16 protein-coding genes and 1 pseudogene are annotated in these 14,948 nt (G+C 65.7%); 13 read left to right on the top strand and 4 right to left on the bottom strand.

What is annotated here, in order from left to right; genetic code table 11:
- Positions 1-278 precede the first annotated feature (278 nt).
- The 7 genes from DTA15_RS25465 (at position 279) to gltA (ending at position 6,209) form a co-directional block, all read left to right on the top strand.
- Positions 279-1,103 (top strand): GntR family transcriptional regulator, encoded by an 825-nt coding sequence (locus DTA15_RS25465; RefSeq protein WP_012493207.1) that lies wholly within the window; start codon positions 279-281, stop codon positions 1,101-1,103.
- A gap of 169 nt (positions 1,104-1,272) precedes the next feature.
- Positions 1,273-1,689 (top strand): succinate dehydrogenase, cytochrome b556 subunit, encoded by a 417-nt coding sequence (gene sdhC / locus DTA15_RS25460; protein WP_012493208.1) that lies wholly within the window; start codon positions 1,273-1,275, stop codon positions 1,687-1,689.
- A 4-nt stretch (positions 1,690-1,693) separates the two neighbouring features.
- Entirely contained in the window at positions 1,694-2,062 is a 369-nt protein-coding gene (gene sdhD, locus DTA15_RS25455; protein ID WP_006487767.1) for a succinate dehydrogenase, hydrophobic membrane anchor protein, read from the top strand.
- 3 nt (positions 2,063-2,065) lie between these two features.
- Entirely contained in the window at positions 2,066-3,841 is a 1,776-nt protein-coding gene (gene sdhA, locus DTA15_RS25450; RefSeq protein WP_006487772.1) for a succinate dehydrogenase flavoprotein subunit, read from the top strand.
- Positions 3,842-3,862: 21 nt separating this feature from the next.
- The gene (locus DTA15_RS25445; RefSeq protein ID WP_006479352.1) at positions 3,863-4,564 is read left to right on the top strand and encodes a succinate dehydrogenase iron-sulfur subunit; all 702 of its coding nucleotides are present in this window, start codon (positions 3,863-3,865) and stop codon (positions 4,562-4,564) included.
- 7 nt (positions 4,565-4,571) lie between these two features.
- A complete protein-coding gene (locus DTA15_RS25440; RefSeq protein WP_006487712.1) occupies positions 4,572-4,841 on the top strand; it encodes an FAD assembly factor SdhE in 270 nt (89 codons plus the stop codon).
- A 66-nt stretch (positions 4,842-4,907) separates the two neighbouring features.
- On the top strand, positions 4,908-6,209 hold the full coding sequence (gene gltA, locus DTA15_RS25435) for a citrate synthase (RefSeq protein WP_006487713.1): 1,302 nt from the start codon (positions 4,908-4,910) through the stop codon (positions 6,207-6,209).
- A gap of 90 nt (positions 6,210-6,299) precedes the next feature.
- On the opposite strand, the gene DTA15_RS25430 is transcribed toward gltA, so the two are convergent.
- Positions 6,300-7,277, bottom strand: a complete 978-nt coding sequence (locus DTA15_RS25430) for a helix-turn-helix domain-containing protein (RefSeq protein WP_006487740.1) — start codon at positions 7,275-7,277, stop codon at positions 6,300-6,302.
- A gap of 72 nt (positions 7,278-7,349) precedes the next feature.
- Between DTA15_RS25430 and DTA15_RS25425 the strand changes: the two genes are divergently transcribed.
- The 5 genes from DTA15_RS25425 (at position 7,350) to DTA15_RS25405 (ending at position 12,268) form a co-directional block, all read left to right on the top strand.
- A complete protein-coding gene (locus DTA15_RS25425; protein WP_006493458.1) occupies positions 7,350-7,739 on the top strand; it encodes a VOC family protein in 390 nt (129 codons plus the stop codon).
- Positions 7,740-7,849: 110 nt separating this feature from the next.
- On the top strand, positions 7,850-9,100 hold the full coding sequence (locus DTA15_RS25420) for a DUF1479 domain-containing protein (protein WP_006487765.1): 1,251 nt from the start codon (positions 7,850-7,852) through the stop codon (positions 9,098-9,100).
- A gap of 210 nt (positions 9,101-9,310) precedes the next feature.
- Positions 9,311-10,069 (top strand): dimethylarginine dimethylaminohydrolase family protein, encoded by a 759-nt coding sequence (locus DTA15_RS25415; RefSeq protein WP_006487778.1) that lies wholly within the window; start codon positions 9,311-9,313, stop codon positions 10,067-10,069.
- Positions 10,070-10,167: 98 nt separating this feature from the next.
- Positions 10,168-10,632, top strand: coding sequence for an Lrp/AsnC family transcriptional regulator (locus tag DTA15_RS25410; protein WP_006487769.1), 465 nt, complete (start codon positions 10,168-10,170; stop codon positions 10,630-10,632).
- A gap of 103 nt (positions 10,633-10,735) precedes the next feature.
- Positions 10,736-12,268: an amino acid permease gene (locus DTA15_RS25405; protein WP_012493209.1), complete on the top strand. Its 1,533-nt coding sequence runs from the start codon at positions 10,736-10,738 to the stop codon at positions 12,266-12,268.
- Positions 12,269-12,364: 96 nt separating this feature from the next.
- Here DTA15_RS25405 and DTA15_RS39200 read toward each other — a convergent pair.
- The 3 genes and pseudogenes from DTA15_RS39200 to DTA15_RS25385 form a co-directional block, all read right to left on the bottom strand.
- Positions 12,365-12,514: pseudogene (locus DTA15_RS39200) on the bottom strand (LysR family transcriptional regulator); the annotation flags it as partial.
- 90 nt (positions 12,515-12,604) lie between these two features.
- The gene (locus tag DTA15_RS25390; protein ID WP_006487776.1) at positions 12,605-13,330 is read right to left on the bottom strand and encodes a glutathione S-transferase; all 726 of its coding nucleotides are present in this window, start codon (positions 13,328-13,330) and stop codon (positions 12,605-12,607) included.
- Between the two features lie 121 nt (positions 13,331-13,451).
- Positions 13,452-13,775 carry a cupin domain-containing protein gene (locus DTA15_RS25385; RefSeq protein ID WP_006487734.1) on the bottom strand — a complete coding sequence of 108 codons (324 nt, stop codon included), beginning with the start codon at positions 13,773-13,775 and terminating at the stop codon, positions 13,452-13,454.
- 347 nt (positions 13,776-14,122) lie between these two features.
- On the opposite strand from DTA15_RS25385, the gene DTA15_RS25380 reads away from it, so the two are divergent.
- On the top strand, positions 14,123-14,944 hold the full coding sequence (locus tag DTA15_RS25380; protein WP_006487751.1) for a hypothetical protein: 822 nt from the start codon (positions 14,123-14,125) through the stop codon (positions 14,942-14,944).
- The last annotated feature ends 4 nt before the right edge of the window (positions 14,945-14,948 follow it).

The following is a 14,948-nucleotide window of genomic DNA, read 5'->3' as shown; positions in this document are numbered from 1 at the left end:
CAGGACGGGTGAAGCGTTGGACGCGAGCGAAAACGCCATTCTATGCGCGTTGTGCGTAGCGTTGCATTGAAGCAGGGCGGAGGACTCGCGATGGCAGACGCGGTGAACCTGGAGACGGCCGTGGCACGTAGCCGGGGACGCGCTGTTGCACCCGCGAACCCTTGCTCGACCGGGAGTGTAGGAGCCGTCACGCGCAAAGTCAAACGGTATCATATGTCTTATATAAGACAGATGTTTTGCGGAAATTGAGTGGACGAAAAAGTGCGGTTTGTGATGAAATGCGCGCCATGACATCGAACCAGGCGAACACCGCGAATCAGACCGGCGCAGGCGGCCCAGGGCAGCCGGGCGCGGGCGATCCCGCAGCCTCGCCCGCGGCCTCCGCGTCGCCGACGTTCAGCCCGTTATACCAGCAGATTAAGTCATTGATCACGCAAAGTCTCGAATCCGGCGAGTGGAAGCCGGGCGAGATCATCCCCAGCGAAGTGGAGCTCGCGGCCCGTTACAAGGTCAGCCAGGGCACCGTTCGCAAGGCGATCGACGAGCTGGCCGCCGAAAACCTCGTGGTCCGGCGGCAGGGCAAGGGCACTTTTGTTGCAACGCACAACGAAGATCGCGCGCAGTTCCGCTTCCTGCGGCTGCTGGCCGACGACGGTGCCGAGCACCCGCACGTGAGCCGCCTGCTCGAATGCCGGCGCCTGCGCGCGCCGGCCGAGATCGCGCGGCAGCTCGACCTGAAGCCGGCCGATCCCGTCGTGCAGGTGCGCCGCCTGCTGGAGTTCGAGAGCGAAGCGACGGTGCTCGACGAGATCTGGCTGCCGGGCGCGATGTTCCGCGGGCTCACGTTCGAGCGGCTGAGCGAATACAAGGGGCCGCTCTACGCGATGTTCGAGACGGAGTTCGGTACGCGGATGATCCGCGCGACGGAGAAGATCCGCGCGGTCGCGGCGGATCCGGCGGTGGCCGACCTGCTGCACGTGCCGGCGGGTTTCCCGCTGCTGTCGGTGGAGCGCGTGTCCTATACGTACGGGGACCGGCCGGTGGAAGTGCGACGCGGCTGGTATGTCACAACCGGGTACTACTATCAGAATGACTTGAGTTGACGACGTTTGGCTCAGGCCGCGTGCATTCGCGTACCCCACGCTCGCGAAGCACGTTTCGGGCCGCCTTTGTTCTTGTTCGCGCAACTATCCAGAGCAGACTTTCGCTGCAGCGCGATATAAAAAGGCGCTAAAATTGCGGATTAGTGTGACAACATAGTAGGGGTCTAGCATGACTGACGCAGTAAGAAAGCCGAGGCCGGAATACCGGAACATCGGATTCGGCGATATCACGATGAAATATCGCATGCCGCTGGCGGCGATATTGTCGATTCTCCATCGAGTCAGCGGCGCGCTGCTGTTCTTGTTCCTGCCGTTCCTGCTGTTCCTCTTCGACCAGAGCCTGACGTCCGAGCTCAGCTTCGAAGTCTTCAAGGCCTTCCTCTCCAACATCGTCGTCAAGCTGATCGTCCTCGCGTTGTCGTGGGCCTTCTTCCACCATTTCTGCGCCGGCATTCGCCACCTGCTGATGGACGTCAACCACGACGCCGTCACGAAGGAAGGCGGCAAGCGGACGGCCGTCGTCGTCTTTGTCGTCTCGATCGCGCTGACGATCGCCATGGCACTCAAACTGTTCGGAGCATTCTAAGAAAATGGCAGCCAACAACCGAATCGGCTCGAAGCGCCTCGTCGTCGGCGCACACTACGGCCTGCGCGACTGGCTCGCGCAGCGCGTCACCGCCACGATCATGGCGGTCTACACGGTCATTCTGCTCGTCCTGTTCTTCGGCGCGCACGATTTTTCGTACGAAGGCTGGGCATCGATCTTCGCCGCGCAATGGATGAAGCTCGCGACCTTCGTGATGCTGCTTTCCCTCTTCTACCACGCATGGGTCGGCGTGCGCGACATCTGGATGGACTACGTGAAGCCCGTCGGTGTGCGCCTGCTGCTGCAATCGCTGACCATCGTCTGGCTGCTCGCATGTGCGGGCTACGCCGCGCAGATTCTCTGGAGAGTGTAAAGAATGGCTGCAATCAAAACTTCCCTCCCGCGCCGCAAGTTTGACGTCGTGATCGTCGGCGCGGGCGGCTCCGGCTTGCGCGCGGCGCTGCAACTGTCGCGCGCGGGCCTGTCGGTCGGCGTGCTGTCGAAGGTGTTCCCGACGCGTTCGCACACGGTGGCCGCGCAAGGCGGTATCGGCGCGTCGCTCGGCAACATGAGCGAAGACAACTGGCACTTCCACTTCTACGACACGATCAAGGGCTCCGACTGGCTCGGCGACCAGGACGCGATCGAATTCATGTGCCGCGAAGCGCCGAACGTCGTGTACGAGCTCGAGCATTTCGGCATGCCGTTCGACCGCAACGCGGACGGCACGATCTACCAGCGTCCGTTCGGCGGCCACACCGCGAACTACGGCGAGAAGCCGGTCCAGCGCGCTTGCGCGGCCGCCGACCGTACCGGCCACGCGCTGCTGCACACGCTGTACCAGCAGAACGTGGAAGCGAAGACGCAGTTCTTCGTCGAATGGATGGCGCTCGACCTGATCCGCGACGCGGACGGCGACGTGCTCGGCGTGACGGCCCTCGAGATGGAGACGGGCGACGTCTACATCATGGAAGGCAAGACGACGCTGTTCGCGACGGGCGGCGCAGGCCGGATCTTCGCGGCATCGACCAACGCGTTCATCAACACCGGCGACGGCCTCGGCATGGCCGCGCGTTCGGGCATCGCGCTGCAGGACATGGAGTTCTGGCAGTTCCACCCGACCGGCGTGGCCGGCGCGGGCGTGCTGATCACCGAAGGCGTGCGCGGCGAAGGCGGGATCCTGCGCAACGCGAACGGCGAGCGTTTCATGGAGCGCTACGCGCCGACGCTGAAGGATCTGGCGCCGCGTGACTTCGTGTCGCGTTCGATGGACCAGGAAATCAAGGAAGGTCGCGGCGTCGGTCCGAACAAGGATCACGTGCTGCTCGACCTGTCGCACATCGGCGCCGAGACGATCATGAAGCGTCTGCCGTCGATCCGCGAAATCGCGCTGAAGTTCGCGAACGTCGACGCGATCAAGGAACCGATCCCGGTCGTCCCGACGATCCACTACCAGATGGGCGGCATCCCGACCAACATCCACGGTCAGGTCGTCGGCACGTCGCGCGGCCACAAGGATCCGGTCAACGGTTTCTACGCAGTGGGCGAGTGCTCGTGCGTGTCCGTGCACGGCGCGAACCGCCTCGGCACGAATTCGCTGCTGGACCTCGTGGTGTTCGGCCGTGCGGCCGGCAACCACATCGTCGAGCACGTGAAGAACCAGAAGGAACACAAGCCGCTGCCGGCCGATGCAGGTGAATTCTCGCTGGCGCGCCTCGCGAAGCTCGACAAGTCGACGTCGGGCGAATACACGCAGGACGTCGCGAACGACATCCGCTCGACGATGCAGAAGCACGCAGGCGTGTTCCGCACGTCGGAACTGCTGAAGGAAGGCGTCGACCAGATGGCCGGCCTGAAGGCGCGCGTGGAAAACATCCACCTGAAGGACAAGTCGAAGGTGTTCAACACCGCGCGCGTCGAAGCGCTCGAGCTGGAGAACCTGATCGAAGTGGCCCGCGCGACGATGGTGTCGGCGGAAGCGCGCAAGGAAAGCCGCGGCGCGCACGCGCACAGCGACTACGAACACCGTGACGACGAGAACTGGCTGCGCCACACGCTGTGGTACAGCGAAGGCGATCGCCTCGACTACAAGCCGGTTCAAATGAAGCCGCTGACGGTCGAATCCGTGCCGCCGAAGCCGCGCACGTTCTAAGCCGAGTCAAAGGAATCCGAAATGGCAAAACGCATTTTTGAAGTCTACCGCTACGATCCGGACAAGGACGCAGCGCCGCGCATGCAGACGTACGAGCTCGAGATCCAGCATGAGCGCATGCTGCTCGACGCACTGGTCAAGCTGAAGGCCCTGGACGAGACGCTGTCGTTCCGTCGTTCGTGCCGTGAAGGCGTGTGCGGTTCGGACGCGATGAACATCAACGGCAAGAACGGTCTCGCGTGCCTGACGAACCTGAACGACCTGCCGCAGAAGATCGTGCTGCGTCCGCTGCCGGGCCTGCCCGTCGTGCGCGACCTGATCGTCGACATGACGCACTTCTTCAACCAGTACCACTCGATCAAGCCGTACCTGATCAACGACGCGCCGCCGCCGGAGAAGGAACGCCTCCAGTCGCCGGAAGAGCGCGACGAACTCGACGGCGTGTACGAGTGCATTCTGTGTGCGAGCTGCTCGACGTCGTGCCCGAGCTTCTGGTGGAACCCGGACAAGTTCGTCGGCCCGGCCGGCCTGCTGCAGGCTTACCGCTTCATCGCGGATAGCCGCGACACGGCGACCGGCGAGCGTCTCGACAACCTGGAAGACCCGTACCGTCTGTTCCGTTGCCACACGATCATGAACTGCGTCGACGTTTGCCCGAAGGGCCTGAACCCGACGAAGGCGATCGGCAAGATCAAGGAACTGATGGTCCGCCGCGCTGTTTAAGGTCGAGATGAGCGATTCGCATCAATCCGACCCGCACCGTCGCGCGCGCCTTCGCTGGCGTGCGCGGCGGGGTCTGCTGGAAAACGACATCGTTTTCGAACGGTTCTTCAGCAGATACGAGTATGACCTCACCGATGCAGACGTAGGCGCGTTGTCGCGCCTGCTCGATCTGAGCGACAACGACCTGATGGACTTGCTCCTCGCGCGCAAGGAACCAGAGGGCGACCTAGACAGCCCGGACATTCACCGGCTGTTGGAGATGCTGCGCAACGTGTAACGCCAAGGTGTAACGCGCTGTGCCCGTTATCGAATCCCGTTTCTTTATTTCGATTGAGGATGTGCCATGACTCCGTCTGATGTTAAAGCCACGCTATCGTTCAGCGACAACTCGCCGAGCGTCGAACTGCCGATCTACAAGGGCACGATGGGCCCGGACGTGATCGACATCCGCAAGCTGTACGGCCAGACCGGCAAGTTCACGTACGACCCGGGCTTCATGTCGACGGCTTCGTGTAATTCGGCGATCACGTACATCGACGGCGACAAGGGCGAACTGCTGTATCGCGGCTACCCGATCGACAACCTCGCGCAAAACGCGGACTTCCTCGAAAGCTGCTACCTGCTGCTGAAGGGCGAACTGCCGAACGCCGCGCAGAAGAAGGAGTTCGTCGACACCGTCACGAAGCACACGATGGTGCACGAGCAGATGCACTTCTTCTTCCGTGGCTTCCGTCGCGACGCGCACCCGATGGCGATCCTGGTCGCCGCGGTCGGCGCACTGTCCGCGTTCTACCACGACTCGCTCGACATCAACGACCCGCGTCACCGCGAAGTGTCGGCGATCCGCATGATCGCGAAGCTGCCGACGCTCGTCGCGATGGCGTACAAGTACAGCATCGGCCAGCCGTTCGTGTATCCGAAGAACTCGCTGTCGTACAGCGCGAACTTCATGCACATGATGTTCTCGAACCCGTGCGAAGAGTACAAGGTCAACGACGTGCTCGTCCGTGCGCTCGACCGTATCCTGATCCTGCACGCCGATCACGAGCAGAACGCATCGACGTCGACGGTCCGCCTGGCCGGCTCGTCGGGCGCGAACCCGTTCGCGTGTATCGCAGCCGGTATCGCGTGTCTGTGGGGCCCGGCGCACGGTGGTGCGAACGAAGCCGCGCTGAACATGCTCGAGCAGATCGGTTCGCCGGACAACATCCCCGAATTCATCAAGCAGGTGAAGGACAAGAATTCGGGCGTGAAGCTGATGGGCTTCGGCCACCGCGTGTACAAGAACTACGACCCGCGTGCGAAGCTGATGCGCGAAACGTGCTACGAAGTGCTGAACGAACTGGGCCTGCACGACGACCCGCTGTTCAAGCTCGCGATGCAGCTCGAGAAGATCGCGCTGGAAGACGAATACTTCGTGTCGCGCAAGCTGTACCCGAACGTCGACTTCTACTCGGGCATCGTCCAGCGCGCGCTGGGCATCCCGACGTCGATGTTCACGTGTATCTTCGCGATGGCACGTACGGTCGGCTGGATCGCACAGTGGAACGAAATGATTGCGGATCCGGAACAGAAGATCGGCCGTCCGCGTCAGCTGTTCATCGGCGATACGCCGCGCGAAGCGAAGCCGCTCAACGCACGTTAAGCCGTGTGTGGCGCGAACGGCCGGCAGGCCGCTCGCGTCGGGCAATCGCCACGCCACGACACCCCGACGGGTCAGCCCGTCGGGGTGTTTTCATTTGGGCGGTCGATGTTGGCCCGATCCAGTGCGGCGCTCCAGCGACGGCGGCCGTGTGTCGAGCGCGGGTGCATCGCCGTCGGGCGCGTGGCCGTGCTGCTTGAAGAACTGCCGGTACGCGCCGGGCGTCGTGCCGCGCGCGGCGAGGAACTGGCGATTGAAGTTCGCGGCATTCGGAATGCCGCAGCGCGCGGCCACCGTCGCGATCGGCCAGTCGGTGCCGACGAGGTGGCGGCATGCGTGCGCGAGCCGCAGCCGCTGCACGTAGCGGCCGACGCTTTCGCCGAGATGCCGGACGAACAGCCGTTGCAGCGTGCGTTCGGACATGTGTGCGGCAGCGGCGAGTGCATCGATGCGCAGCGGTTCGTGGAAATGCCGGTCGATCGCGTCGAGCACGCGGTCGAGGCGCTCGGCTTCGGGGGCGGCCGGGTCGGCGGGCGACGCGGCGCCGTCGGGCCGGTCGTACGCGTGCGCGGTGGCGAGCGGTTCGCCGCCGGCTTCCGCGAGATCGGCAAGCGTGTCCAGCGTGGCCGCGAGCCGCACGCGCGGCGACGGATCGAGCAACAGCGGCAGCCGCGCGCGCATCGCGCGGGCCGTCTCCCCGTCGAAGCGCAGGCCGGGCGCCGCACGTCGCAGCAGCGAACGCAGCGGCGCGTATTCGGGGCAGCAGTCGGCCAGCCGCCGCGCCCAGTCCCCGTCGAACCAGACGACGAGCGCGACCTCGGGCGCGTCGCGATCGATGCGCGCGTTCGACGACCACGTATGCGGCAGGTTGGGCGGCACGAGCACGAGATCGTCGTCCGCGTAGTGTGCGACGTGATCGCCGATGAAGCGCTGGCCGCGGCTGTTGAGCGTCAGCGTCAGTTCGTACTCGGGATGGCGATGCCATTCGAACGGGATGCGCGCGAGCTGACGGTGATAGACGCGGATCGAACAGCCGGATGCGAACGTCACGTGCTCGTATTGCGGTTTCATCACGGCCTCCGTTTGGGGGCGGGCAGCGCGTCGTGGCATGATCGTGAGCGATCGTCACCTCGGAGCGATGCCATGCTTTCACATGTTTGCGTGGGCGTCAGCGATACGGCGCGCGCCTACGATTTCTACGCGCCGTTGTTCGCGGCACTCGGGCTGCGCCTGAAATTCCGCGAGCCCGACGGCTGGTCGGGCTGGATGCCGGCCGACGCCGAGCGGCCGCTGTTCTTCTTCGGCAAGCCGCTCGACGGCCACGCGCCGGCGCCGGGCAACGGCCATACGATCGCGTTCGATGTACCGACCCGCGCGCACGTCGATCGCTGCCATGCGCTCGCGCTGCGGCAGGGCGGCACCTGCGAAGGGCCGCCGGGCCTGCGGCCGTACTATCACCGCGACTATTACGGCGCCTATTTCCGCGACCCGGACGGCAACAAGCTCTGCGTGGTCTGCCATCGTCCCGAGTGACACGCGATTGTCAGGATTGTATCGATCATTGGCCGGATAGTGGTGATCGCGGCCATGCGCCGGCCGTACGCTGACGGCACATCACGACACGCTTCAGCGAGGAGACGACGATGCAACTGACGATTGACGATCTGCCCGCCGCGATTCGCGCGGCGAAACGGGCGCTGCGCGCCGACTTGCCCGGTTACGCGGCCACGTTCCGCGAACTCGAAGGCGACATTGCACGGCAGGTCGACGCGATCCGCCGCGCGCACGCGCATGGCCATGACGTGATTCCGGTCGTGCCGTTCGCGGATATCGCGGACGGGAGCGTCGATCCGCACGCACTTGCCGCGATCCGCACGCATGGCGCGGTCGTGATCCGCGGCGTGTTCGATGCGCGGCAGGCAAGCGACTGGAACGACGAGATCGGCGCGTATCTGGATGCGAACCGTTTCGCCGAGCGGCTGCATGCACGCGCGGAGGACCGTTACTTCGGCAATCTCGCGTCGGGCAAGCCGCAGATTTACGGCGTCTACTGGTCGAAGCCGCAGGTGGCTGCGCGCCAGTCGCCGGCGCTCACGCAGGCGCGCGTGTTTCTGAACCGCTTGTGGCGGCATGCGGACGGCGCGCGCACGCATTTCGATCCCGACCAGGTGCCCGCGTATGCGGACCGGATTCGCCGCCGGCCGCCCGGTTCGACGTCGCTCGGGCTGTCGCCGCATGTCGACGGCGGTTCCGTCGAGCGCTGGCTCGGCGCGAATTTTCGGCAGGTCTATCGTCACGTGCTGGCCGGCCGCTGGCGCGATTACGATCCGTTCGATGCGGCGTTCCGACCCGACGTCGAGGAGATTCCGTCGCCGGCCGTGTGTTCGATGTTCCGCACGTTCCAGGGCTGGACCGCGCTGACGCCGCAAGGGCCTGGCGACGGCACGCTGCAGCTGATTCCGGTCGCGAACGCGATGGCCTATGTCGTGCTGCGCGCGCTGCAGGACGACGTCGCCGACGACGACCTGTGCGGCGCGCGTCCCGGCCGCGCGCTGTCGATTCGCCCGGAATGGCACGCGCTGCTGCTCGATGCGCTGGTGCCGATCCCGCACATGGCGCCGGGCGACGCGGTGTTCTGGCACGGCGACGTCGTGCATGCGGTCGAGGATGCGCATCGCGGCAGCGGCGACAGCAACGTGATGTACATTGCGGCCGCGCCCGGCTGCGCGAAGAACGACGCGTACCTGCAACGCCAGCGTTCCGCGTTCCTGCGCGGCGACAGCCCGCCCGATTTCCCGGCCGATCATTTCGAAGTCGATTTCGACGGCCGCGCGGGGGAGGGCGATCTCACGCCGCTCGGCCGTGCGCAGATGGGGTTCGCGCCCGGCGTATAAAGCATGTGCGGCGGCCCCGAACGGCCGTTCGCAAGACCGCGGGCAGGCCGTCTGCCGAATCCGCTGCGTGGTGCACGCAATTCGACGCAATCGGCTGTCGGCGCCGCCGAAATCGACGCGAATGGCGCAATTTGGCTTCCGATAATGGTCCGGACACAACGCCGCCGGCCCGTGCGCCGCACGGATGCGGCGCAGACCATGGAGGAGTCGATGCAATTCACGCAAGCGATCGTTCGCCGTCCCGCGCCGTCCTGCGGCGCGGGCCTGACCACCGCCGAACTCGGTGCACCCGATTACGACAAGACGCTCACGCAGTTCCACGCGTACTGCGACGCGCTGCGCACGCTCGGCGTCGAGTTGACCGAACTGCCGCCGCTGGAGGCGTTTCCCGATTCGCACTTCGTCGAGGACGTCGCCGTCGTCACGCCGGAATTCGCGGTGATCACGCGTCCCGGCGCGCCTGCCCGGCGCGGCGAGACGGTTCATATCGAAGCGGCGCTCGCCGCGTATCGCGAACTGCTGCCGATGCAGTCCGGCCGTCTCGACGGCGGCGACGTGATGCAGGTCGGCAAGCGCTTCTTCATCGGCCTGACGAGCCGCACCGACGCGGAAGGCATCGCCGCGTTCGACGCGCTGGTGTCGCGCCATGGCTATTCGGTCGTCGCGGTGCCGGTCGGCGCCGGCCTGCACCTGAAATCGGTCGTCAACGCGCTCGGCGACGACACGCTGCTCGTGACCGACGCGCTGGCCGCGCATCCGGCATTCGCCGACTATCGCCGGATCGCGATCTCGGCCGCCGACGAATACGCGGGCAACACGCTGCGCGTGAACGGTACGCTGATCACGCCGGCCGGCTATCCGCGCGTGCATGACGCGATCGCGTCGCTCGGCATGCCGCTGCACGTGATCGACACGAGCGAGTTCCGCAAGATGGACGGCGGCCTGACCTGCCTGTCGCTGCGGTTCTAGCCGATTGGCGCGCGGCCGCTTCGGCCGGATAATGTGGCCCCCGCGCGGAACGGCACACGTTCCGCGCACCAGCCACGACCCGACCGGAGCGAACGCGGATGACCGACAAGAAGATGCAGCTCGACAAGATCGATCTCCGGATCCTCGACATCCTGCGTACCGACGGGCGAATCTCGTACCGGAAGCTGTCGGAGCTCGTGAACCTCACGCCGCGGCCGTGCCAGGCGCGCGTGGAGCGGCTCGAGGCGCTCGGCGTGATCGAAGGGTATCGCGCGGTGATCAAGGCGCCGCGCGCGACCAAGCCGATCGTCGTGATCGCGCAGATCGTGCTGGCCGACCACGGGCGTTCGCAGGCGCCGTTCGAGGAGGAAATGCGCGCGAATCCGGCCGTGCTCGATTGCTGGCTCGTCAGCGGCACGTTCGATTTTCTCGTGCGGCTCGCGTGCGAGGATCTCGACGAGTACCGGCGGATCGCGAACGTATGGCTGGAAAGCCCGCGATTCCGGATCGAGAAGATCGTGACGACGGCCGAACTGCAGGCGATCAAGCGCAGCGTCGTGTGATGCGACCGGCCCGGCAGGGCCGGTTTCGAGGCGAATGACCAGGTCGATCGATTTGCATTCCAAATCAAATTTGGCTGACCGGATCACAATCAGGGTGAACACTATGGATGCTATGCAAGCGGCAGCGGGGACGGCCGCGTCGTCCGGGGCGACGCTGAAGCGTCGTCTGCAGGGCCGCCACATCGCGATGATCGCGATCGGCGGTTCGATCGGCACGGGGCTGTTCGTCGCGTCGGGCGCGTCGGTCGCGCAGGCGGGGCCGGGCGGGGCGATCGCCGCGTATCTCGCGATCGGGATCATGGTCTATTTCGTCGTCACCGGGCTCGGCGAGATGGCCGCGTTGATGCCGGTATCGGGCTCGTTCGCGATCTACGGCGAGAAGTACGTCGACGAAGGTTTCGGCGTCGCGCTCGGCTGGACCTACTGGTACAGCTGGGCGGTGACGATCGCGATCGAGCTGGTCGCCGCGCAGATCGTGATGCGCTACTGGTTTCCGTCGGTGCCCGGCGTGTGGTGGGGCGCGGGCTTCCTCGTGCTGATCTTCCTGCTCAATACGCTGTCGGTGCGCGGCTTCGGCGAATCGGAATACTGGTTCTCGCTGATCAAGGTCGTCACCGTGATCGCATTCATCGCGGCCGGGCTGCTGATCGCGGCCGGCGTGCTCGGGACCGGGCATCCGGTCGGCTGGCGCAACTTCACGACCGGCGACGCGCCGTTCGTCGGCGGCGTGCACGCGATGATGAGCGTCGCGCTGATCGCGGGCTTCTCGTTCCTCGGCACCGAGCTGGTCGGCATCACGGCCGGCGAATCGGAAAACCCGCGCAAGACGATCCCGCGCGCGGTGAAGCAGATTTTCTGGCGGATCATGCTGTTCTACGTGCTCGCGATCTTCGTGATCGGCCTGCTGGTGCCGTACACCGATCCGAACCTGCTGAAGAGCGACGTGACCGACATCGGCGTGAGCCCGTTCACGCTGGTGTTCAGCCATGCGGGGTTCCCGCTCGCGGCCGGCGCGATGAACCTGGTGATCCTGACGGCCGTGCTGTCGGCCGGCAATTCCGGCACCTACGCGGCGACGCGGATGCTGTACAACCTCGCATCGGAAGGGCGCGCGCCGGCCATGTTCGCGACGCTGTCGCCGGGCGGCGTGCCGCGCAACGCGCTGTACGCGACGATGGCCGTCGGCGGGTTGTGCTTCCTCACGTCGCTGACCAGCAACCAGCGCATCTATCTGTGGCTGCTGAATACGGTCGGCATCACCGGCTTCATCGCGTGGCTCGGCATCGCGGTCTGCCATTACCGGTTCCGCAAGGGATTCCTGAAGCAGGGCTATCGGCTCGACCAGCTGCCGTATCGCGCGAAATGGTTTCCGTTCGGGCCGTTGTTCGCGATCGCGATCTGCATCGTGATTTCGCTGGGCCAGGATTACCAGGCATTCTTCGCGGCGCGCATCGACTGGATGGAAGTGCTGTCGATCTATGTGTGGATTCCGCTGTTCGTCGCGATCTGGTGGGCGTATCGCCGCGCGCGCAAGAGCCGGCTCGTGCGCTACGAAGAGATGGACATCGGGCCGTGGCTCGCGCGCTCGGTCGAGGCCGTCGACGCGGCGGCCTCGCAGCACGGGCAGCCGCGCTGATCGCCGGCGGGCGACGGCGAGGCGACGGGAGCCGGTGCGAATCGCATGGCCTCCGTCGAGCGAGCCGTGCCGCCACGCGCGTTTCGGCCAGCGTGCCTGCTTCAACTGCGCCTTCATGAAATCCACCCATGCGCGTACCTTCTGCGGCACGTGCCGCGTCGCGACGTACGGCGCGTAGACGTTCTGCTGCGGAAACCGGTACGCGGGCAGCGCGTCGACCAGCGTGCCGCTTGCGAGATCGTCCTGTGTTCCGGCGCGAAGCGGACGGCTTGATCGTGTGGCGCCACCTGCACGAGACGGCGGTCGCCGCCGCGTGAACGACGCGTGCCGCCGCCGTTACTTGTCCAGCTCCGGATAGTGCCGGAAGATCCCCATGTCGTTGAACGGGATGCGGCGCTCCGATGCCAGGTAGCGCGCGACGGGCGGATGCTCCGCGACGCGATCGTGCAGCGCGACGAGCGCCGCGACCTTGCGCTCCGCGCGCTTCATCGCCTTCGGGAACGCATAGCGCAGCCCCTCGATCAACTGGAACATCGTCAGGTCCGCATAGCTGAGCGCGTTGCCCGCGATATAACCGTTCTTGTGCGGATTCTGTTCGAGCACGCGATCGAAGTAGCCAAGGAACTTCGGCAGCCGGTTCTCGAGGAAATCGGCCGCGCGCTCGGCCGCTTCCGCTTTCTGGTCCTCGTAGTACAGGCCGCTGCCGATCGGATGGTGCGTGTCGTGGATCTCGGTGATGAAATCGGCAGCGGTCAGCTGGATCTGATGCACCCACAGCCGGCCGGCTTCGTCGTCGGGCGCGAGCCCGAGCCGCGCGCCGAGAAACAGCAGGATGTTCGCGGTCTGCCCGACGACCACGTCGCCCGCCTTCAGGAACGGCGGTGCGAACGGCACGCATTCGGCCTGCGTGCTGTCCATCATGCGCATCATGGCCGTCACGCCCATTCCGCGCCCCGATTCGCGCGCGACGTCGACGTAGTCGGCTTCGGCGGCCTCGAGCGCGAGCCGTACGTACTCGCCGCGGCCCTGGATCTCGGGCCAGTAATAGAGTTCATATCGCATGCTGTTCTCCTGTTCGTTGAACCGAATGCTGCCGGCTGCATGAAGGCGGGGCGGCCATGCGGCTCCCGCTGCGAATAGACAGTCTAGGAGATCGCGGGGAAAGTGCCGCGGGCGTCGCGCGTCACGCGCCGCGTTCGCCGCCTTCGGGGCCGTAGAAGAACACCCATGTCGAGAAATCGTCGGAGAAGCCGACGAAGCGATGCTCGGCGTGCGCGGGGACGAACAGCGCGTCGCCGGCCGCGACGTCGCATTCACGCCCGTCGACGACGAAGCGCGACGTGCCGGCGGCGATCACGTAGACCTCGTCGCGCACGTGCGGCGTCTGCCGATCCTCGATGCGCGGCCGGTACAGCTCGACGTCGAGCGTACCGTGGTGAAACAGCGTCGTGAACAGCGTGCCTGCGTCGTCGAGGCGCGCAAGCGATTCTTTCAGGCCGAGCTTCATGAGGGCTCCGGGTCCGGATCACGGGAACGTGCGTTGCGTCATCGTAGCGCGCACGTCGATACGTCGAAACCTCGCGCCGGCCACCGGCGAAACAAGGGGCGATGCGCTCGCCACGGATGAAACGGCTTCGACCATCGGCGAAACGGAGCGGTAGCCGAGCGGATTCGATCGGCATTTTCACTCCAATTTAACCAACGCCGCCTACGATCGTGCTTCGCCGATCGGTGATGCGTCGCGATGCCGTTTCATGCGTGGCTGCCGTTGCCTTTCCCCTTGATTCCGCGAAATCCGGCGGTCCTGCCTGTCGTCAGGCGCGCTCGTCATTCGCCTCCTTTCGTCTCGCACCCATGAGTCAGCATCCCCCGGCCTCGTCCCGCAGAACATTCCTGTCCGCCGCGCCGGCCGTCGCGGCGGCGTCATTCCTCGGCGCATGCGGCGGCGACGACGTCACGTCGGCGCCGATCGGCGACGCCGCGCTCGCCGCGCAGATGTCCGCGAAACTGAACGCCCAGCTCGACGATGCGGCGACGGTCGACGCGATCGTGCCGGCGATGACCGATGTCGGCTTCACGTCGGCGCTGCCGACGGTGCCGGCCGCGCAGATCGGCGCGATCGTCGCGTACAGCTTCGGCAATCGTCCGAACGCGGCGAGCGGCAATACGTCGAGCACCGGCGGCAACCAGTCCGCGCTGCCCGATCCGGGGCCCGTCAACGAAGCGCTCGCGGACGCCGTGTACCGCATCCGCCAGTTGAAACCGGTCAAGGTCTACGCGCAGTGGGAAATCGCGCGCTTTCTCGTATCGAAATACGGGCTGGGCGCCGACGTGCTGTCGTCGATCGAACCGGTGATCGCGAGCGACGGCTCGATCGTCTACCTGAGCACCGCGGGCGTCGCGGCCGTGGCCGTATCGCGTGCGGGCGGCGCGGCCGCGATGGGCACCGTCGCGGTGGTTGGCCATCGCGATCATGCGAAGCGCTGCATCCAGACCTCGCGGCAGGCGGGCATGCAGGCGGCCGCGGTCGCCGAGGTGCCGCTGCCGACCACGTACGACCCGCAGTCGGGCCAGCCGTGGACGCGCAACCGCAGCCTCTATCTCGTGCACGACATGTATGCGCAGATGCTGACGCACGCGATGACCGCGACGATGCAGGCGTTCCCGAAGGGCTGATGCC

The sequence above is a fragment of the Burkholderia cenocepacia genome (genome assembly GCF_900446215.1).
Lineage (GTDB): Bacteria > Pseudomonadota > Gammaproteobacteria > Burkholderiales > Burkholderiaceae > Burkholderia > Burkholderia cenocepacia.
This window is presented reverse-complemented; position numbering and strand designations above follow the sequence as displayed.

Coding starts and splice junctions, on each gene's coding strand:
- DTA15_RS25465 (WP_012493207.1), top strand. CDS start 279: ATGCGCGCCATGACATCGAACCAGGCGAACACCGCGAATCAGACCGGC.
- sdhC (WP_012493208.1), top strand. CDS start 1,273: ATGACTGACGCAGTAAGAAAGCCGAGGCCGGAATACCGGAACATCGGA.
- sdhD (WP_006487767.1), top strand. CDS start 1,694: ATGGCAGCCAACAACCGAATCGGCTCGAAGCGCCTCGTCGTCGGCGCA.
- sdhA (WP_006487772.1), top strand. CDS start 2,066: ATGGCTGCAATCAAAACTTCCCTCCCGCGCCGCAAGTTTGACGTCGTG.
- DTA15_RS25445 (WP_006479352.1), top strand. CDS start 3,863: ATGGCAAAACGCATTTTTGAAGTCTACCGCTACGATCCGGACAAGGAC.
- DTA15_RS25440 (WP_006487712.1), top strand. CDS start 4,572: ATGAGCGATTCGCATCAATCCGACCCGCACCGTCGCGCGCGCCTTCGC.
- gltA (WP_006487713.1), top strand. CDS start 4,908: ATGACTCCGTCTGATGTTAAAGCCACGCTATCGTTCAGCGACAACTCG.
- DTA15_RS25430 (WP_006487740.1), bottom strand. CDS start 7,277: ATGAAACCGCAATACGAGCACGTGACGTTCGCATCCGGCTGTTCGATC.
- DTA15_RS25425 (WP_006493458.1), top strand. CDS start 7,350: ATGCTTTCACATGTTTGCGTGGGCGTCAGCGATACGGCGCGCGCCTAC.
- DTA15_RS25420 (WP_006487765.1), top strand. CDS start 7,850: ATGCAACTGACGATTGACGATCTGCCCGCCGCGATTCGCGCGGCGAAA.
- DTA15_RS25415 (WP_006487778.1), top strand. CDS start 9,311: ATGCAATTCACGCAAGCGATCGTTCGCCGTCCCGCGCCGTCCTGCGGC.
- DTA15_RS25410 (WP_006487769.1), top strand. CDS start 10,168: ATGACCGACAAGAAGATGCAGCTCGACAAGATCGATCTCCGGATCCTC.
- DTA15_RS25405 (WP_012493209.1), top strand. CDS start 10,736: ATGGATGCTATGCAAGCGGCAGCGGGGACGGCCGCGTCGTCCGGGGCG.
- DTA15_RS25390 (WP_006487776.1), bottom strand. CDS start 13,330: ATGCGATATGAACTCTATTACTGGCCCGAGATCCAGGGCCGCGGCGAG.
- DTA15_RS25385 (WP_006487734.1), bottom strand. CDS start 13,775: ATGAAGCTCGGCCTGAAAGAATCGCTTGCGCGCCTCGACGACGCAGGC.
- DTA15_RS25380 (WP_006487751.1), top strand. CDS start 14,123: ATGAGTCAGCATCCCCCGGCCTCGTCCCGCAGAACATTCCTGTCCGCC.